16 protein-coding genes are annotated in these 18,210 nt (G+C 54.2%); 9 read left to right on the forward strand and 7 right to left on the reverse strand.

Annotated features, from left to right (window positions below; genetic code table 11):
* Positions 1 to 91: 91 nt before the first annotated feature.
* On the forward strand, positions 92 to 628 hold the full coding sequence (locus tag H8B13_RS16375) for a carbohydrate binding domain-containing protein (RefSeq protein WP_187311878.1): 537 nt from the start codon (positions 92 to 94) through the stop codon (positions 626 to 628).
* Between the two features lie 81 nt (positions 629 to 709).
* Here H8B13_RS16375 and H8B13_RS16380 read toward each other — a convergent pair whose 3' ends face one another.
* Positions 710 to 1,432 carry a glycosyltransferase family 2 protein gene (locus H8B13_RS16380; protein ID WP_187311879.1) on the reverse strand — a complete coding sequence of 241 codons (723 nt, stop codon included), beginning with the start codon at positions 1,430 to 1,432 and terminating at the stop codon, positions 710 to 712.
* A 233-nt stretch (positions 1,433 to 1,665) separates the two neighbouring features.
* Between H8B13_RS16380 and H8B13_RS16385 the strand changes: the two genes are divergently transcribed.
* From H8B13_RS16385 to H8B13_RS16415, 7 genes are all read left to right on the forward strand, one after another.
* Positions 1,666 to 2,418 (forward strand): FkbM family methyltransferase, encoded by a 753-nt coding sequence (locus tag H8B13_RS16385; RefSeq protein ID WP_187311880.1) that lies wholly within the window; start codon positions 1,666 to 1,668, stop codon positions 2,416 to 2,418.
* A gap of 114 nt (positions 2,419 to 2,532) precedes the next feature.
* Positions 2,533 to 3,063 (forward strand): 3-hydroxyanthranilate 3,4-dioxygenase, encoded by a 531-nt coding sequence (locus tag H8B13_RS16390; protein ID WP_187311881.1) that lies wholly within the window; start codon positions 2,533 to 2,535, stop codon positions 3,061 to 3,063.
* A 54-nt stretch (positions 3,064 to 3,117) separates the two neighbouring features.
* Positions 3,118 to 4,404, forward strand: coding sequence for a kynureninase (gene kynU, locus H8B13_RS16395; RefSeq protein WP_187311882.1), 1,287 nt, complete (start codon positions 3,118 to 3,120; stop codon positions 4,402 to 4,404).
* A 78-nt stretch (positions 4,405 to 4,482) separates the two neighbouring features.
* Complete coding sequence (locus tag H8B13_RS16400; RefSeq protein ID WP_187311883.1) at positions 4,483 to 5,142, forward strand: hypothetical protein; 660 nt, start codon at positions 4,483 to 4,485, stop codon at positions 5,140 to 5,142.
* A 41-nt stretch (positions 5,143 to 5,183) separates the two neighbouring features.
* Positions 5,184 to 5,795, forward strand: a complete 612-nt coding sequence (locus tag H8B13_RS16405) for an alpha-ketoglutarate-dependent dioxygenase AlkB family protein (protein WP_187311884.1) — start codon at positions 5,184 to 5,186, stop codon at positions 5,793 to 5,795.
* A 121-nt stretch (positions 5,796 to 5,916) separates the two neighbouring features.
* Positions 5,917 to 7,323, forward strand: coding sequence for an FAD-dependent oxidoreductase (locus H8B13_RS16410; protein WP_187311885.1), 1,407 nt, complete (start codon positions 5,917 to 5,919; stop codon positions 7,321 to 7,323).
* 309 nt (positions 7,324 to 7,632) lie between these two features.
* Complete coding sequence (locus tag H8B13_RS16415; RefSeq protein WP_187311886.1) at positions 7,633 to 8,055, forward strand: LytR/AlgR family response regulator transcription factor; 423 nt, start codon at positions 7,633 to 7,635, stop codon at positions 8,053 to 8,055.
* A 19-nt stretch (positions 8,056 to 8,074) separates the two neighbouring features.
* On the opposite strand, the gene H8B13_RS16420 is transcribed toward H8B13_RS16415, so the two are convergent.
* From H8B13_RS16420 to rpoN, 4 genes are all read right to left on the reverse strand, one after another.
* Complete coding sequence (locus H8B13_RS16420) at positions 8,075 to 11,968, reverse strand: PAS domain-containing protein (protein ID WP_187311887.1); 3,894 nt, start codon at positions 11,966 to 11,968, stop codon at positions 8,075 to 8,077.
* A gap of 88 nt (positions 11,969 to 12,056) precedes the next feature.
* A complete protein-coding gene (locus H8B13_RS16425; RefSeq protein ID WP_187311888.1) occupies positions 12,057 to 12,683 on the reverse strand; it encodes a hypothetical protein in 627 nt (208 codons plus the stop codon).
* A 62-nt stretch (positions 12,684 to 12,745) separates the two neighbouring features.
* On the reverse strand, positions 12,746 to 13,234 hold the full coding sequence (locus H8B13_RS16430; RefSeq protein ID WP_187311889.1) for a copper resistance protein NlpE: 489 nt from the start codon (positions 13,232 to 13,234) through the stop codon (positions 12,746 to 12,748).
* A 47-nt stretch (positions 13,235 to 13,281) separates the two neighbouring features.
* Positions 13,282 to 14,844, reverse strand: coding sequence for an RNA polymerase factor sigma-54 (rpoN, locus tag H8B13_RS16435; protein WP_187311890.1), 1,563 nt, complete (start codon positions 14,842 to 14,844; stop codon positions 13,282 to 13,284).
* A gap of 191 nt (positions 14,845 to 15,035) precedes the next feature.
* Between rpoN and asnS the strand changes: the two genes are divergently transcribed.
* Entirely contained in the window at positions 15,036 to 16,430 is a 1,395-nt protein-coding gene (gene asnS, locus H8B13_RS16440; RefSeq protein ID WP_187311891.1) for an asparagine--tRNA ligase, read from the forward strand.
* 134 nt (positions 16,431 to 16,564) lie between these two features.
* Here asnS and H8B13_RS16445 read toward each other — a convergent pair whose 3' ends face one another.
* Positions 16,565 to 17,782 (reverse strand): PAS domain-containing sensor histidine kinase, encoded by a 1,218-nt coding sequence (locus H8B13_RS16445; protein ID WP_187311892.1) that lies wholly within the window; start codon positions 17,780 to 17,782, stop codon positions 16,565 to 16,567.
* 178 nt (positions 17,783 to 17,960) lie between these two features.
* Positions 17,961 to 18,206 carry a hypothetical protein gene (locus H8B13_RS16450; RefSeq protein ID WP_187311893.1) on the reverse strand — a complete coding sequence of 82 codons (246 nt, stop codon included), beginning with the start codon at positions 18,204 to 18,206 and terminating at the stop codon, positions 17,961 to 17,963.
* Positions 18,207 to 18,210 lie beyond the last annotated feature (4 nt).

Consider the following 18,210-nt stretch of genomic DNA (forward strand, 5'->3'; position numbering starts at 1 on the left):
GCAAAGAACCCTAAAAATGGCCGGTAGCTTAGGTGTCTGGTTAATTGCTTCTCCTCATCATCACCTAGGACTACTCCAGCAGTTTGACTGTATGAGAAAATATTTACTGCTGCTACTGTTGCTGCCACTAATCGCTGCCTGCTCCACCTCTGGTGATCAGGAGAATAAAAACGCCAATTATATCATGACCAATGATTTTGAGGCATTTGATGGCTGGATTCCAGCTAATGGATCTCTTAATTCGGAGCAAGCACATAGTGGCAAGTACTCCATCAAGGTAGATAAGGCGCAAGAATACAGCATGGGATTTAGAAACTTTCTGGGGAAAGTAAGTTCCCGTAAGCCCTACAAAGTCAAATTGTCTTGCTGGGCATATCTTCCTAGTAATAAGGCCACAGCTCATTATCAACTCCAGATTCTGGAACCCGTAACGGGAGAGAAAATATTTGAAGATGGTGTTGTTCTCACCAACATGATAAATGATTATAGAACTTGGGTAAAGGCCGAGAAGACAATCAGGTTGCCGGAAAACATTGCCTATAGCCACGAAATAAGGGTGTTCTTATGGCGCGCAAATGCGGAGGTGCCGGTGTATATTGATGATGTGTCTCTTGTAATACTGGAGTAGTCAAGCTTGTCTAAGCGCTTAACGCAAAGTAGTCTTTGGTATAAATTATTGATAATGATACTGTTGGGCTTAACTTCTTCTTTATTTTATTAAGCCATACCGCAGAATACACCACAGCGCCCAGAGCCCGTCGCGCCAGCTGATTTTTTTGCCCTCGGCATACGTGCGACCATAATAGCTGATGCCCACCTCGTAGATGCGTATACCGGGAACGCGCGTCATTTTGGCGGTCACTTCCGGCTCAAAGCCAAACCGCTTCTCTCGCAACGACAGGCCTTGGAGGATGTCGCGGCGAAACAGTTTGTAGCCGGTCTCCATGTCCGTCAGGTTCAGGTCGGTGAACATGTTGGAGAGGAAGGTAAGCACCGCGTTGCCGATGCTGTGCCAGAAGAACAAAACCCGGTGCGGTTTGCCCCCCATAAAGCGGGAGCCATACACTACATCCGCAAAGCCGCGTACAACTGGCTCGATTAGGGCGTTGTAGTCGGCGGGGTCGTATTCGAGGTCGGCGTCCTGAATGATGATGTAGTCGCCGGTGGCCTCGCGAATGCCAGTGTGCAGAGCCGCCCCTTTACCTTGGTTGGTTGTGTGCTGTTGTAAGCGTAGCCTCAGCGCCGGATGACGGGTGGCATAAGCGGTAATAAGTGCTGCCGAGTTATCGGTAGAGCAGTCGTCAATCAGAATGATTTCCTTCTGAATATTTCCCGCCAATTCCACTTCCCGCAACATATCCAGCACCTGCGTGATGGTGCGGGCCTCGTTGTAAACGGGAATGAGAATGGAGAGCGTATCGAACTTTACCAAAGGATAGGAGCTAAAACAACCGACTCCGCGAAAGTAGAAGGTTCTAGCCGGAGTACCTGTTTGGCAGCCGCACGACTTAATAAATTCAATAACGTATTAGGACTATGCTATGCCGAAGCTGCCGCTTCCTCGCTTCACCCAAACCCAGCAGGTAAGGGCAGGCATGGCATAGTTGCTTACTTTTGCCCTTTACTATTTACCTACGATAGTTTCAGAGCCCTTTCATGAAGGAGTTGGCCAAAAGGATTTTAAAGCGCATTCCTATTGCTTTCACTAAAAACCAGCAATATGACCGCGACACGGAGCGGGTGCTGCGGGCGGTATGCCACTCGCAGGCAAACTGCGTGGATGTGGGCTGCCACAAGGGCGAAGTGCTGGAGTTGATGCTTAAATATGCCCCCCAGGGCCAACACTATGGCTTCGAGCCCATTCCGGATTTATACGAGAAGCTGACCACACACTTTGCGGACTACGCCAACTGCCACTTCTACCAGTTGGGCCTCAGCAACATGACCGGCGAAACGTCCTTCAACTATGTGCTCACCAATCCGGCTTATAGCGGCTTTGTAAAGCGCAAGTATGATAAGGCCGATGAAGTGGACACATTGATTAAAGTCAAAAAACAGCCCCTTGATCAAATTTTGCCCCCCGGCACCCGCATCGACCTGATAAAGATTGATGTGGAAGGTGCGGAGTTGGAGGTATTGCAAGGCGCGGCGAAGACGATTCAACATAGCCGGCCAGCCATCATTTTTGAGCATGGCCTGGGCGCTTCCGATTGCTACGGCACGCGCCCCGAACAGATATTCGAGCTGCTCACGGGCGCTGGTAACCTGCACGTATCCACGATGGCGCGGTGGCTGGCCGGACAGCCGTCTTTCACCCGCGCGGAGTTTGTGGAGCAGTTTGAGAAGTCGCTCAATTATTATTTCATGGCTTACCCAGAAGAAAAGACTCGCAAGAGCAACGGTCAGGTGGCCGAGTAAAGAGGGCCGGGAATAACCTTTCGTTTGGAGGTAGCTACGAACCAGCTGTTTCCGTAAAACAGACCTGTTATTTGCCGGTTACTTCGGCTCACGTTTACAAAGCAGCAAAACCTTATGGCTCTCGCCCGTCCTTTCAATTTTCAGCAGTGGATTGATGAACACCGCCATCTGCTGAAGCCGCCCGTTGGCAATCAGCAGGTCTTTATGGATAATAAAGACTTTATCGTGATGGTGGTGGGTGGGCCTAATGCCCGCAAAGACTACCACTACGACGAAGGCGAGGAGCTTTTTCTGCAGATTGAGGGCGATATTGTTATTAAGATAATTGAGGACGGGAAGCCGGTCGATATTCCGGTGCGGGCCGGAGAGATGTTTCTGTTACCGGGTGGGGTTCCCCATTCGCCCCGGCGCCCGGCTGGCACCGTGGGGCTGGTGTTGGAGCGCTACCGCACCGCTGGCGAGCTAGACGGCTTCCTGTGGTTTTGCGAGAACTGTGGCACCAAGCTGCACGAGGAGTACGCCGAAATCACGGATATCGTGCAGCAATTGCCCCCCATCATGAACCGTTTCTGGGAATCGGATGAGCTGCGCACCTGCCGCAACTGCGGAACGGTGATGGAAAAGCCTGCGCCGGTGCCCGCCTAGAAGGTCCTGTTCGGGTATGGGTAAGCAAACCCATTGTGGCTATCTTTGCTTCCGATGACCACTTTCCAAGCCACCCCCGAGTTCGCCGCTACCCTCGACGCCCAAGATCCGCTACGCCGCTTCCGCGAGCAGTTTCACATTCCGCCCGCACCCGATGGGGGCGAGAGCATCTATTTCTGCGGCAACTCGCTGGGCTTGCAGCCGCGAACTGTGCGGGCCGCCATTGAGCAGGAGCTGGAATCGTGGGAACGGCAGGCCGTGGAAGGGCACTTTCGCGGGTCGTCACCCTGGATGCCCTACCACGAAACGCTGGCCGACTCCACGGCGCGGCTGGTAGGCGCCAAGCCGTTGGAAGTCATTGTGATGAACAATCTGACTACCAACCTGCACCTGCTGCTGATTTCCTTTTATCGGCCTACAGCCACGCGCTACAAAGTGCTGATGGAAGGCGGTGCTTTTCCTTCGGACCAATATGCGGTAGAGTCGCAGGTGAAGCTGCATGGCTACGCGCCCGATGATGCCATTGTGGAACTGGTACCTCGGCCCGGTGAGCGCACCTTGCGCACCGAAGATATTGAAGCTAAAATTCGGGAAGTAGGCGAAGAGCTGGCTTTGGTGCTGCTGGGGGGCATTAATTATTACACGGGCCAGGCGTTTGATATGCAGGCTATTACCAAGGCTGGGCACGCGGTAGGCGCTACCGTAGGCTTCGACTTGGCGCACGCGGCCGGCAACCTGGTCATGCACCTCCACGACTGGGACGTGGACTTCGCCTGCTGGTGCTCCTACAAATACCTCAACTCTGGCCCCGGTGGCGTAAGCGGGGCATTTGTGCACGAGCGCTTCGCCAACCGCCCCGATTTGCCGCGCCTCGCGGGCTGGTGGGGCCACGATGCGTCCGAGCGCTTTCAAATGAAAAAAGGCTTTAAGCCAATGGCTGGGGCTGCGGGCTGGCAGTTGGCCAACGGGCAGATCATCGCGCTGGCCATGCACCGCGCGGCCCTGAATATTGTGGATGAGGCGGGCGGCATTGCTGTGCTTCGGCGCAAGAGTGAGGAGCTCACGGCTTATCTGGAGTTTGTATTGCGCAACCTGAATTTGCCCCCCAGCATCCTCGAAATTATTACGCCCTCTGAGCCCCAGGACCGTGGCTGCCAGCTTTCTCTGCTGGTACACAAAGACGGCCGCGGTCTGTTTGACTATTTGTCGGAGGCCGGCGTAATCGGCGACTGGCGCGAGCCCAACGTGATTCGCTTGGCCCCGGTGCCGCTGTATAACACCTTTGGGGAAGTGCAGCGCGTGGGCGAACTGATGGCTGCATGGGCAGAACGAGTGCGTTAGCTGTTCGTTTTGGAGTGAATTTACGTAGAGGAATTTGTGGCTGTCCTTTTTGCAGCCTCCTCGCCCTTCATTACTAAGATGACTGAAGATTACGTGGCCAAAATGGGCCGCAAAACCCTCGCTGAACTCCAGCAGTATGTGAGCGGCCGCGCCCAGTACCGCGAAGATGCCGTACTGGCTGCGCTCGACGAGCTGGCCCGGCGCGGTGAGCCTCATCCTGACGATGCCCAGCTGCGTCCCGAGTTGGAGGCTGAAGTTCAAAAACAGGTAGCGCAAACAGCTGAGGCGCAACAGCGTGCCGTTGAGGCCACCGCCGCGGAAGAAGCAGCGGAAACGGGCCCAATGTTGTACTCGCCCAGCACTATCACCTTATTTTCGGTGGTATTCTCGATGTTAGCAGGTGGAGCTTTGTTAGCGCTCAATTTTCGCGCCCTTAAGCGCACTGGTGCTACTGTGCGGCTTGTTCTGTTTATAATCGCTTATCTGGTTGTGGGTGGCCTGATTCTAAACTGGGTTGTGCAGCGCTATGGGCTGAATCCTTGGTTTGGGGCCTTCTTCGATCTGCCGGCCATTGTGGTGTATATCTTCTGGTTTTGGCCCCGTTATGTGGGGTCAACGCCTTATCAGAGCCGTAGCTGGCTTTTGCCGTTTATCATTTGTGCCGCCATCAAAATTGGTCTGACCCTATGGGCGGCTAGTTTTCTGGCTAAATTCCTCGGCAAGCTGCCAGGACAATAATTCGTTGTGAGGCATTGCTAGCAACGTCCTAAATAATCGCCGTGCCGCTCACGCTCTTGCTCCTGCCCGATGCCGAAGTGCTGCTCGATCAGCACTTTTTGCCCCCTACAGAGGCCGAAGAGCTTTTTCAGGAATTGTTCGATACCATTCCGTGGCGACACGAGCCCATTAAGCTATTTGGCAAAGAGGTGATGCAGCCCCGCCTTACCTCCTGGCACGGCGACCCTGCCGCGCGCTACCGTTACTCAGGGTTAAGCCTAGAGCCACAGCCCTGGACACCAGCTTTGCAGCGTTTGCGTCAGCAGGTAAGTAATGCTGCCGGGGCGGATTTCAACAGCGTACTACTCAATCTTTACCGCACTGGCCAAGATAGTATGGGATGGCACGCCGACAACGAGCCGGAACTGGGCCCAAACCCAATTATTGCCTCTGTAAGCCTTGGCGCAACTCGTCGTTTTCGGTTGCGGCCCGGCGCTGGCACACCTCCGCATGCGCCTGTTGGGGTAGATTTGCCCTCCGGCAGCCTGCTAGTGATGCGCGGCCCCACGCAGCAGCGCTGGCAACACGCGCTGCCAAAAACTGCTCGCATGGTGGAAGCGCGTTTGAATCTAACTTTTCGGCGTATTGTTGAGGCCAAAAATCAACTACAGTAGTCAGATAATTGCCCCCCAGTAGCAGTTCTGGCGCATTCGTTTGGCCACCGGGCCAAATAGGTCGTAAACGACTACTTTTGCCGCCCGTCGTTTTACTTGTCGGCTTTCAGCTTCTTTGCTTATGGGTACGCCTTCTTCTGCCACTGTGGCTGCTGCCACCGATCTGTCGCCTTGCACCATTATGGGGGCGGGGCTGGTAGGGTCGCTGCTCGCGCTCTACCTGGCCCGACGCGGTCACCAAGTTGATGTGTATGAGCGCCGCGCTGATCCGCGTCTGAGCGGAGCCGTGGAAGGCCGGTCTATCAATCTGGCGTTGTCGGATAGAGGCTGGCGGGCGCTTGAGGGTGTCGGGATCAGCGAGCAGGTACGAGAAGTGGCCATACCCATGTATCGGCGTGTGATGCACGACCAGCAGGGTCGCCTCACATATCAGCCCTACGGCCGCGAAAACCAGGCCATCTATTCTGTGTCGCGCGGTGGGCTGAATCGTACGCTGCTCAACCTCACGGAGGCCGATCCGCGCATCCGCATGCATTTCAATGAGCATTGCCAACACGTCGATTTGCGTGCCCGGCGGCTGGAAATGCACAACACGCTCACCGATCAGGAGCAAACGCTGCCGTTTCGCCGCTTGTTTGGAGCCGATGGCGCCTACTCGGCGGTGCGCGGAGCCATGCAGAAAACAGACCGTTACGAGTTCTCTCAGAGCTACTTGGAGTATGGCTACAAAGAACTAACCATTGAAGCTGGTCCCAACGGCGAGTGGCAGTTAGAGAAAAACGCCCTTCATATCTGGCCCCGGGGGCAGTATATGATGATTGCCCTGCCCAACTTGGACGGGTCGTTTAATTGCACATTGTTCTTCCCCTATGAAGGCCAGGAGTCATTTACGGCCCTAGAAACGGCTTCGCAGGTGCAGGAGTTTTTCGAGGAAAGGTTTCCCGATGCGGTGCCTTTTATGCCCGATTTGGCTGAAGAGTTCATCCAGAACCCAACTGGCTCCCTGATTACGGTTAAGTGTTTTCCATGGGTGCACAAGGATGAAATAGTGCTGCTCGGAGATGCCTCGCACGCTATTGTGCCCTTTTACGGGCAAGGAATGAACGCCGGCTTCGAAGATTGCAGCGTTCTGGATTCTTTACTCAATCAGTACGGTGAGGATTGGCATATGGTGTTCAGTGAGTTTCAGCGCCAGCGCAAACCCAACGCCGACGCAATGGCCGACCTAGCCATTTATAATTTCGAGGAAATGCGCGACCGGGTAGCTGATCCGCGCTTTCTGCTGCAAAAGAAAATCGAAAGTAAGATTTCAGCTCAGTATCCCGATCAGTGGCTGCCACTTTATTCACAGGTCACGTTTTCGGACACGCCCTACGCCGATGCCTGGGCCAACGGCCAGCGGCAGGAAAGCATTATGCAGCGCCTCATGCCGCATATCCAAACCGAGGCAGATTATGATTTGCCCACTGTGCAGGAAATGGTGCGACAAGAAATGGAGAAAATTGACTCTATTTCCAGCTTGGCTTAGCGCCGATTTATTCAAAAAAGCCCCCCAGCACTACTGATAGGTCTGAGTAGCAAGACAACGGAATTATTCTAAAATAATAGCTCCTGTTTTAGCTTTACCCAAAGTCTAATAATTTGTTGTTGACATCGGTACTCCAATTGCTGTGCTGATATCTTTCAATCAAATTGGTCGTTGGTTGGATTATATTTATCGGAAAATGCTTGATTCGATAATCTGGCCGGTAATTTGGTTGTTTTATCAACTGCTTTTTAGGAGCGCTTTTTGATTGCTTACACGCACATTCTCTTCTGCTGTCCTGTTTGTTTAGTTATGTTGCTTGAAGGCCCCGTCTCTCCCCGCATTCTAACCTGTGCTATCATCGACGACGACGAGATTAATCGCTTAACCCTTCAGCATTGCATTGGCCTCACCGACTCCCTTCATCTGGTAGCTTCCTTGAAAGGCGGCGTAGAAGGCCTGAATTTTTTCAGTCTAGGTCGCCGCGTTGATGTGCTTTTTCTGGATGTGGAGATGCCCGACCTGAACGGCATCGAGATGATGCGCTTGCTGCCCGAGCCGCCGGAAGTGATTTTTACGACCGCCTACGAGAGCTTTGGCATGGAAGCGTACGAGCTGAACATAGCTGATTACTTGGTAAAGCCCTTCTCCTACGACCGTTTCCAGCAAGCTGTGCAGCGGGTGGCAGAGCGGCTACAACCTGTTCTCCCTGCTGGTGTAGATTTGCGATACTAGTTTCTATAAGAGCTACTATCTACGAGAGCTTCTGCCGGCGCTGCTCCAAGGCCCGGAGCAACTGCTGTAGTAACTGAATAAGCTGTTTGGTTGCCTTTGCGCTTTCTTCTGCGAGGGAATCAGAGTCTTCCAACATTTGGATAGGCGTCAGCAAATCGTGGGCATGTAGAACCTTGAGCGAAGGCTTAATCTTGTGCACTAAGGCGGCAACCTGCGCCCAGTCCGAGGCTTCGGCGGCGGCGGTAAGTTGAGTCACAACCTCTGGGGTATTCTCCAGAAAGGAGTCAAGAATGCTTCGCACGAACTTCGTCTGGCCGTGCGCCATCTGGTACAGCTCACTTAAGTCGAATAGAGGCCGTGTGGCCTGCGTCGATGCCTGACGCAAGGCACCCATTTTTTCCAGCAACTCGGCCTCTTCAAAAGGCTTAGTAAGGCAGTCATCCATGCCGGCGGCCAGGTACTTTTCATTGGCTTTATGGAATGCGTTGGCAGTGAGCGCAATAATGGGCGTGCGAGCCCGAACAGAGTCAGCATGCCGCCGGATTTGAGCGGTAACTTCCAGGCCGCTCATGCCGGGCATCTGGATATCCATCAGGATCAAATCATAGCGTTGTTCCTCGAACAAACGAAGCGCGGTAGCACCATTGGAAGCTGCATCGACGGCCACCCCATAGTTGGCCAATACCAACTGCGCTACTTGGCGGTTCACGTCATTGTCCTCCACTAGCAGTACACGCATGCCATGCACTGCCGCCGTAGCGTACTCAAGCTCCGCGTCGGCTTTAGTAGCGACAGTGGTGCCTTGGGGGGCTTTTTCGAAGGTGAGTGTGAAGCTAAACGTGCTGCCACGTCCCGGCTCACTGCACATTAGCAGGTGCCCGCCCAATTGCTCCACTAAGCTACTGCTGATGGTCAGGCCCAAGCCCGTGCCCCCAAATCGGCGCGTCGTATCGGCGTAGGCCTGCGAGAAGCTAGCGAAGATGGCCTCCTGTTTATGAAGGGGCACGCCCGGGCCCGTATCGCTTACCTGAAAACTGATAGTAACTTCTTTAGCCGTCTCATCTAGTAGTTGGCACGTCAGCGCTACGCTGCCCTTATCAGTAAACTTGATGCTGTTGCTGAGTAAGTTAAGTAATACTTGCTTGAGTCGATACGGGTCGCTGAGCACCAGTGGCTCGGTGAGGGCAGGAGGTAGTACATCGAAGCTGATACCTTTCTCGGCTGCCTGAAAAGCGACGGTTTGACCCGCCATTTTCAGGGCCTGGCACAAGTCGAAGGGAGTACGTTCCAGCTCTAGATTTCCGGAAGTTATTTTGGCTACATCTAGCACGTCGTTTAGCACACCCAGCAAGTGCTGACCGGAGTTGCGAATAATGTCGAGGTACTCGCGCTGTTGAGCGTTCAGATCCGTACGTGCCAGCAAACCGGCCATGCCCAGCACTCCATTCATAGGTGTGCGGATTTCATGACTCATGTTAGCCAAGAAGTTCTCCCGCGAGCGAGCTGCTGATTCAGCTACCAGCTTTGCCCGCCGTAGCTCATCCTCGGCCAGTATACGGTCGGTTATATCCTGAGCGTAGGCAATCACATAGGGTAGCTCACCGGCCTCGGCTACTAAACAGTTGTGATACAGCAAGTAGCGTGGGCCAGAGCTAGCAACCGGCTTTACGCTCACAATGCCCGATACTTCCCGCTGTTGGCGAAATGCAGCTAGGTAATCGACAAGATCAGCCTCTTGGTCTACTACTAAGCCTTCAGCAAGCGGCCTCCCTACCATGTTACTGACCGCGACGCCCATAAGGCTTGCCAAAGCTGGGTTGGCAGAAAGAATAACGCCGTCGAGGTCGTGGGTACAGATAAGCGCTTGCGTGTACTGCATTAGGTCGCGATACTGCTTGGCCTTGCGCTCTAGGGTGTGACGAATGCGCTTTACCTCCGTAATATCCGTGCTGACGGTAAGCACCTGCACCGTGCCCTCGGGGCGGACCAATGGCCGCTTTACTACCTGAAAGTGCCGCACCTCGCCGCTAGCCAAGGTAAAGGGCATTTCGGCTGCGTGTTCCCGCCGATTAGCCAATACTCGTCGGTTAAGCACGTTAAGCTGTTGAATTTCAGTTTCTTCGGGTGATTCCTCGTTCTTCCGCACTCGGGCATGATTGCTCCGACTAGCTAGATCATCAAATGCGGTGTTGGAAAACATAATGTTTCCTTCCTCATCATTGACATAGAGCAGGTTAGGAACGGTATCGACTATCTGACGAATAAACTCCTGCTGCTCGCGCACAACCAATTCGCTGCGGCGGTGCAGCTCTTCGGCTTGATGACGCTCCGTAATGTCGAGGCCGTAAGCCAGCATTAAATGCAGCTCGCCATTGGGATTGAATACCGGCTGGAATCGGCGCAGGACGTAGCGCGGCTCGTGGTTGCCAACGGTCAACTCTTCCCACGTTACCTGGCCCCGCTCGCGCACAGCTTGTTCAAACATGCGCTGCCGATTCTCGGCCACGTCGGTGGGCCGCTGGCGGTATGCACAATAGTCTAGATCAGTCCTGCCAATTATCCACTCTCGAATGTCCTGATCTTTAATGCTTACCGGATTGGCAAACACGTAGCGACCGTGAGCATCGAGTACGGCTATATCGGCGGGCAGCTGATTGAGAACCGCTTCGTAAAACTGCTGTTGCGCCGCCAGCTTCTCTTCTGCCTGATGGCGGGCTGAGATGTCCAGTCCTGAGCTGACTACCATGCGTAGCGAGCCATCAGGATTAAATACAGGCTGGAAGCTGCGCAATACTTGGATTTGCCCCCCAGGCTCCAGAAAATTTTCTTCCCAGCTTATGCCCTGGCGCTCTTGGATGGCTTGGGCGAAGTAAGCGTCGCGTAATTCAGCTAAGGCCAGAGGACGCTGCCGATACAAACAAGCCTCTTGATTCGTCATGCCCAGCATCTCGCTGCGAGTTATAGGGTCGGGAGCCGCTGTCGGGTTGGCAAATAAGTAGCGGTGCTCAGCATCTAGAGCGGCTACGCCAACGGGCAGCTGATTAAGAATAGTTTCGTAGAACTCGCGCTGTTGGGCTAGCTTCTGCTCTGCCTCCCGGCGAGCCGTAATGTTGGTTAGGTATAAGCTCGCATAGTTCTCGCCAGGCACAGGAGTCACAATGAGCAGATAATGCTCATTTTCTACACTTATATCGCGCTGGTGATGAGCAGTTGTACGGAGCGCTATCGTTACCAAGGCTACCAGCTGAGTGCGCAGCTCATTGGGGCCGTCCTGCTTATAGATTTGCGCAAGCTGGTATGCCGCTGGGTTGGCATACAAGAGCTCCCCGCCGGGCGTAAGGCGCAATATCGGATTCGGGCTTTGCTGAGCCAGCAGAGAAATAGTACTTGCGCGGGCATTGCGGCGATAACGAATAGTGATGTCGCGGTAGCAAACCAACCGGCCGGCCAGCACGTCATCGAGCACTATGTAGTCGCGCTCCAGCACCCGGCCGTCAGCCAGCATTACCTCCTCACTCATCACCGTACGACCAGCCGCTCTTACTGCTTTGGCCCGCGCTAGATAGGCCGCCGGATCGGAGTAGTTATGCTGACTGCGCGCTGCTATTTCCAAGCCCATAGCTCCATACAGGCTTTCCGGCTCGTCGGGAATACCAAAGAGCTGGCAATAAGGCCGGTTGACTAAAAGCACGCGGCCATCGTTGTCCACGAGCATTATGCCCATTTTTAGGTTTTGGGCTAATGCCGTCAGCCGCGACTGATGGCGCTGCGCATTGGCCTGGGCAACCTCAAGCTCATACCGTAGGGCGGCGAGTTCCTGTTCTGCTTCCGCCCGCCGGGTTCGCTCGTGGTGTAATTGGGTGAGCAAAGCTTCTGCAGAGTCGGGAGTGGCCGATAAAGTGGAAAGGGGCATGCGCGGTAATGACGACAGATGGGCGGTCGGTAAAGATACACCTACCGAGGCAGCGGTCAAGGGCAAATTTTAGTACTAAAGCAAGGATTTAGAAAGAAGCAACTCCCAGCACCAACCCTATCACCACGCTGATTCCCAGGCCCAGTCCAGCCCAGGCTTGGGCCGGCGTGTGCGCATCAAGAGCCAAGCGGGCGCTAAGTACGGCCAGAGCCAGAAGGGCAGCGGCCAGTAGCCACCAAAAGCCAGCCCAGCCCGCCGCATTTGTAAGATGCAGAAGTAAAAACAGCCCAAAAGAGCCCCCCACGCCCACGCCATGAGCACTGATTTTCCAGCGCAGCGAGATGATAAGCGTTAGCAGAACGGCCAGAGTCATGCCCAGCATCATGCGGCCGAGCAGAGGAGCAAAAGGCGGTTGGTGCAGGAGGAAAGCAGCGCCGGCAAAGCTGATAGCGGCCAACAACAAAGGTAGCGGCCGTTGGGCCCGCTCGCGCAGAAGCAACGAATCGAGGCGGCCAAACCAGTACAAAGCGCCTGTACCCAAGGCGGGCAGTAAAAATGTAAAGCCAAACACGACGGCCAGTACTATCCAGCGGTCTGCTACGGCTGGCTGCGCTATCACGCCCGGCAGCTGATAGCAGACCACGTAGAACAGATAGGATGGCACCAGCAACGGATGGAACGCCAGCGAAAGAGCCGTTGCCAATGATTTATTCAACAGAGTAGAAAGTAGGATTGCAAGCCCTAAGCTACAGTGACTTTGGCTTCGAATTCTAGAAACTAAAAGTTGCCTACCTGCGCCAGCACATAGCGCTCGGCCAAATCACCGGTTATTTCCTGCCCATCCAGATCAAGCTGTTGTAGAGCGCGGGGACGCATACGGTAATCAGTGGGGCCGGCGGGGCTGCGCCGCGTGAGCCGCACCAGATTAGCCGATACCTGCGCCCACCGACCGGAGCTTACCTGATCGTTGTTGCCTTCCTTGGGCTGATCTAAATAGGTCCGGCGTTCCATGTAAGTGCTGTCAGGATAGAGGTAAAGCACAGTTTCGATACCAGCGCAGTCGGCGCAGGGCAGCAATCCCTGATAAATGCCCCCCAGACCTTCGGTAGCCACCGCAATGGAAGGAGAGCCCATGCTGGGCGACGCGGCGCGTCCTACCATACCATCGGCCGGGAGCGAGGTATCGGTGGAATTTACAGTAGACCCAGTTGGTCGCTCGCAGGCAGTGGCTAATAGGAGCAGGCAAGGAAGCAGAAGAAGTCGCATAAGCTGAGTAGGTTAAGCGTAAAAAAAGCCCCCCAGCCCCCCCAACTCTACAACTCCTTTCGAAGTCGAGCTACCGGAATATTGAGCTGCTCGCGGTACTTGGCCACCGTACGCCGGGCAATGTTGTAGCCACGAGCGTTGAGCATTTTCTCCAGCTTATCATCAGAAAGCGGCTTGCCTTTGCTTTCCCCCTCAATGATTTCCTTCAGAATATGCTTCACCTCCCGCGAGCTAGCGTCCTCACCCGAATCAGTGGCAATACCTTCGGAGAAAAAGTACTTCAACGGATAAATGCCGAACTCGGTTTGTACCGACTTGCTATTTGCTACCCGGCTCACGGTCGAAATGTCCATGCTGATTTCCTGGGCTATATCCTTCAGGATCATGGGGCGAAGCTTGCTTTCGTCGCCTTCCAGGAAGAACTCGCGCTGGTAGCGCACAATGGCATCCATCGTGCGCAGCAGGGTTTGCTGGCGCTGCCGAATAGCATCAATAAACCAACGGGCTGCGTCGAGCTTCTGCTTCACGAACGTTACAGCCTCCTTCATCTTCCGATCTTTTTTCGAGGCCTTATCATAGGCCTGAAACATCTCGGTATACGCCGGCGCAACCCGCAAATCGGGGGCATTACGCGAGTTCAGCGTTAAGTTGAATTGACCGTTGTCGTTGGTAAGAATGAAGTCGGGGATGATGTACTGTACTTTGCCCAAGCCAGTAGGGCCGCTGCCGCCGGGCTTCGGGTTGAGCTTCAGAATTAGAGCAATAGCATCCTTTAGCTCGTCGTCTTCCAGATCGAGCCGCTGCTGAATGCGCGGATAGTGCTTCTTAGTAAATTCGTCGTAGCACTCGGAAAGAATGCGTTCGGCAGCCTCCACGGTGTCATCTACGGGACGGCGCTCTAGTTGCAGGAGCAGGCACTCACGCAGGTCGCGCGCCCCGATACCGGCCGGGTCAAAGGCCTGAATGACGTGCAGCACGCGCTCAATCTCGGCCGGGGTAGCTTCGATATTTTGGGCAAAGGCCAAGTCGTTGGCAATAGCCGATAGATCACGCCGGATGTAGCCGTCGCCGTCGATAGAGCCCAGTAATTGGCGGCCAATCGCTAGTTGCTTGTCATCTAGGTTAGCAAAGCCCAATTGATCAAAAAGCGAGTCGATGAGCGTAGAACCGGTATCGGCCAGCGGCATTTCACGGTCGTCCTCAGCGTCGCCGGGGCCGTCGCCCTGCATTTTGTAACCGGCAATCTCATCGTCGTTGAGGTAGTCGCTCAGGTCCAGATCCTGGTTGTCCGGCGCATCGGCGATATCATCCTTGGGAAGCTCTACCTCAGGCTGCTCCTCAGAGCGGTCGTCGAAGTCTTCGTCAAGGGTGTTGTCGTCGTTATCGAACTCCGAGTCGGGATCATCGAAATCGTCATCGCTGTCGTCATCGTCGTCGCGCTCCAGTTCTTCCTCATTCTCGTCGCCTTCTTCCAGCGCTGGGTTTACTTCCAGCTCTTCTTTAATGCGCGTCTCTAATTCCGCCGTCGGAATTTGCAGCAGCTTAATGAATTGGATCTGTTGGGGAGACAGCTTCTGCGAGAGAAGCTGCTTCATATCAAGTCGTTGCATACACAGAAATCGCAATAAGCCCCAGCGACGGTGAAATGGGGCACTACTTCAAATGTAGCGTATTCTCTACTTGAGTTGAAGTAAAAAAGTTGAGGCCATCAGAAAGCATTAAAGAACAGTGCAAATTTCTGCGCTAGCGAAAACCTCTACCTTTGCCCCCATAGATTATAAACCACAGAAATTCGAGTCCGATGTCCGTCAGAAGGTCGAGTGTACAGCAGCTGCTGCAAAGCCAGGAGCTGGAGCGCGAGGTAGTAGTAAAAGGTTGGGTGCGCACCCGCCGCGGAAATAAGTATGTGCAGTTTATCGCCCTGAACGACGGCTCTACCATCCATAATATTCAGGTGGTAGCCGATGCGGAGAAGTTTCCGGAGGAAACGTTGAAGGACGTGGCCACCGGCGCTTGCTTGTCGGTGCGCGGCCAACTGGTAGCTTCTCAGGGTAAAGGTCAGGCGGTAGAGATTCAAGCTATTGAGATAGAAGTGCTTGGTACTGCTGATCCAGAAGAATATCCATTGCAAAAGAAAGGACACTCTTTGGAGTTTCTGCGCGAAATTGCCCACCTGCGGCCCCGCACCAATACCTTCGGCGCCGTGCTACGCGTGCGCCACGCCTTAGCGTTTGCTGTACATCAGTATTTCAATGACCACGGCTTTTACTACGTGCACACGCCCGTCATCACCGGTTCGGACGCCGAGGGCGCCGGTCAGATGTTTCGAGTTACAACTTTGCCCCCCGAGCACCCGCCCCGCACCGCCGATGGCTCCGTGGATTACAAGGAGGACTTCTTCGGCAAGCAAACCAACCTGACCGTATCGGGCCAGCTGGAGGCGGAAGTAGCCGCTATGGCGCTGGGTAAGGTATACACCTTCGGGCCTACTTTCCGCGCCGAAAACTCCAACACGGCCCGCCACTTAGCGGAGTTCTGGATGATCGAGCCCGAGGTGGCTTTCAACGACTTGCAGGACAACATGGACCTGGCCGAGGATTTCCTCAAAAGCCTCGTGCGTCAAGCGCTGGAGAAGTGCGCCGACGATCTACAGTTTCTCAACGACCAGTACGACAAGGAGTTGCTTAACCGCCTGCGCTTTGTAATCGACAATGACTTTCAGCGCCTGACTTACACTGAGGCCGTGGAGATTCTGAAAGTCGCTAAGCAGAAGTTCGAGTTTCCCGTGGATTGGGGCACCGACCTGCAAAGCGAGCATGAGCGTTATTTGGTTGAGAAGCACTTCAAAAAGCCCGTTATCCTAACTGATTACCCCAAGGATATCAAGGCGTTCTACATGAAGCTCAACGACGACGACCATACCGTTCGCGCCATGGACGTTCTGTTTCCTGGCATTGGCGAAATCATCGGCGGCTCTCAGCGTGAGGAAAGCCTGGAAAAGCTGCGCACCCGCATGGAGCAGATGCACGTGGAGGAACACGAGCTATGGTGGTACTTAGAGCTACGGAAGTTCGGAACTGCCCCCCACGCTGGGTTTGGTTTGGGCTTCGAGCGGCTGGTACTTTTCGTGACCGGTATGGCCAATATTCGGGACGTGATTCCTTTCCCCCGCTTCCCAAAAAACGCAGAGTTTTAAAATTGATAAGTAGCGCTTCTACTTTTTAACGTACTTCTTCCTCATACAAAAAATGCCCCCCCTCCCCCCGTACATGCGGGGGGGGGCATTTTTTGTATGAGGAAGAAGTAAAATTTGCGCGAAGCAACGCCACTCTATTGGGAAGGCAGCTCAATAAAAAAGCAGGTGCCCTCTTGTTCACGGCTTTCCAGCCAGATTTCGCCACCATGTAGCTGCACAATTTGCTTGGCGATGAACAGCCCAAGGCCAGTAGTAATCTCGCCGTGCAGGCCCGCGCGCCGAGTAGGGTTGAACTTGTCGAATAAATGAGCGTGTAGCTTACTTGGGATACCAATACCTGTGTCCTGCACCGTCAGAAGGGCCCGGGTATCGTGCATCTGCAGGCCGATCGTAACCGTTCCTCCAGTAGGGGTAAACTTCAGGGAGTTGCCGAGCAGGTTGCTCAATACCCGGCTGAACTTTTCAGGATTGATATTGGCATGAATGATCTCAGTGGGTAAGTCGAGGGCTAGGCTTATGCCTTTATCCTGAGCTTGTAGACGATACTTCTCAAGCTGTGCCGTTAGGTATGCATTTAGATCAGTTGAATCTTTCTGTAGCCCATGCACATCGAGGTCACCTACGTAAAGCACGTCGTCGAGCAAGGAGCTAGCTTGGGCGCAGGCCTGTTGAATGAGCATCAGGTAATGGCTCATTTCTGGTGCAGACGGCTCGCCCCCGCCCCGGCTGTGTACTTCACGCTGAAGAAGGTCTGTCAGCAATTCGATGTGGGCAATAGGGGCCTTTATATCGTGCGTGGCCAGTTGTAGAATCGTTTCCTGCGCGTCGTAAAGACGTTTTAGCCTGGTCTCCAAACTTTTGCGCTCAGAAATATCCTCTAAGATGGTATACCCGAGCTCGCCACCATCGTCGGGGAACAGGACAGAAGTTACCTGGCACCAAAAGGTAGAGCCATCGGCGCGCTCCAGGCAGGTTTCTAAGACGAAGTACGGTAGCTTATGTTCCCACAGCTTCGTCTGCAATTGCTTCCAGTCATCGCGATAGTGCGCGTGCGAAAAGTCAAGAATGCGCCGGCCAATAAGCTCGTCGGGCCGGCTATAGCCCATCATGGATAAGATGGCTGGGTTAACCTGGCGGATGGTCAGGTCGGAAGTAATGATTTTCTGGCCTAGGGGCGAGTTCTCGAACACTGTGCGGAAGCGAGCCTGGCTTTGCTGGTAACGATGAGTCTTGGCTGCCTGCGCGGTGGCTGCTGCTTGGTCCTCGCGGAGCTGGCGAATTTCTTCGCGCAAGACACGAATTTCTGCCTCGGGAGACTCTGGAATCGTAGGCAATTGAGTAGCGTCAGGCATAGGCAGAGTGTGGCAGATCAGAAAGGTAAGATTTATCAGCCAGGTACGCCAAGATCAGAAGGGCAGTACAGGACTGCTCGTGGCAACGAGGCTTTAACTCTTTCCGTTCGATCTGTTGCCGTAATACTATGCCTGAGACTTTGGGCTTAGTGAACGAATACAGGGTAAAGAAGCACGCTTAGCAGTAATTGCGCAGTTCTTTATCGTCTACTGCTACCAGCGCATCCAGCCGCAGCTCGAAGCCCTCCTGCAAGCGCAGGTATTCTACTTTATCCTTGATAAACAAGTCACTGATAATACCTTGGTAGGTACTGGGGGGCGTATCGGGCTCCAGACGGTAGGTGAGGGTGCAGGGCTGGCGGGTGGTGGCGCGGGCCTCTAGCTCGTCGTAGAAAGAGCAGCTGATGGGTTGGTAGGTTTTCATGCGT

The organism is Hymenobacter sp. BT188, assembly GCF_014333585.1.
GTDB lineage: Bacteria > Bacteroidota > Bacteroidia > Cytophagales > Hymenobacteraceae > Hymenobacter.

Excerpts from the sequence above, each read along its gene's own strand:
- H8B13_RS16375 (WP_187311878.1), top strand. The coding sequence starts at position 92 with ATGAGAAAATATTTACTGCTGCTACTGTTGCTGCCACTAATCGCTGCC.
- H8B13_RS16390 (WP_187311881.1), top strand. The coding sequence starts at position 2,533 with ATGGCTCTCGCCCGTCCTTTCAATTTTCAGCAGTGGATTGATGAACAC.
- kynU (WP_187311882.1), top strand. The coding sequence starts at position 3,118 with ATGACCACTTTCCAAGCCACCCCCGAGTTCGCCGCTACCCTCGACGCC.
- H8B13_RS16400 (WP_187311883.1), top strand. The coding sequence starts at position 4,483 with ATGACTGAAGATTACGTGGCCAAAATGGGCCGCAAAACCCTCGCTGAA.
- H8B13_RS16410 (WP_187311885.1), top strand. The coding sequence starts at position 5,917 with ATGGGTACGCCTTCTTCTGCCACTGTGGCTGCTGCCACCGATCTGTCG.
- H8B13_RS16415 (WP_187311886.1), top strand. The coding sequence starts at position 7,633 with ATGTTGCTTGAAGGCCCCGTCTCTCCCCGCATTCTAACCTGTGCTATC.
- H8B13_RS16420 (WP_187311887.1), bottom strand. The coding sequence starts at position 11,968 with ATGCCCCTTTCCACTTTATCGGCCACTCCCGACTCTGCAGAAGCTTTG.
- H8B13_RS16430 (WP_187311889.1), bottom strand. The coding sequence starts at position 13,234 with ATGCGACTTCTTCTGCTTCCTTGCCTGCTCCTATTAGCCACTGCCTGC.
- rpoN (WP_187311890.1), bottom strand. The coding sequence starts at position 14,844 with ATGCAACGACTTGATATGAAGCAGCTTCTCTCGCAGAAGCTGTCTCCC.
- asnS (WP_187311891.1), top strand. The coding sequence starts at position 15,036 with ATGTCCGTCAGAAGGTCGAGTGTACAGCAGCTGCTGCAAAGCCAGGAG.
- H8B13_RS16445 (WP_187311892.1), bottom strand. The coding sequence starts at position 17,782 with ATGCCTGACGCTACTCAATTGCCTACGATTCCAGAGTCTCCCGAGGCA.
- H8B13_RS16450 (WP_187311893.1), bottom strand. The coding sequence starts at position 18,206 with ATGAAAACCTACCAACCCATCAGCTGCTCTTTCTACGACGAGCTAGAG.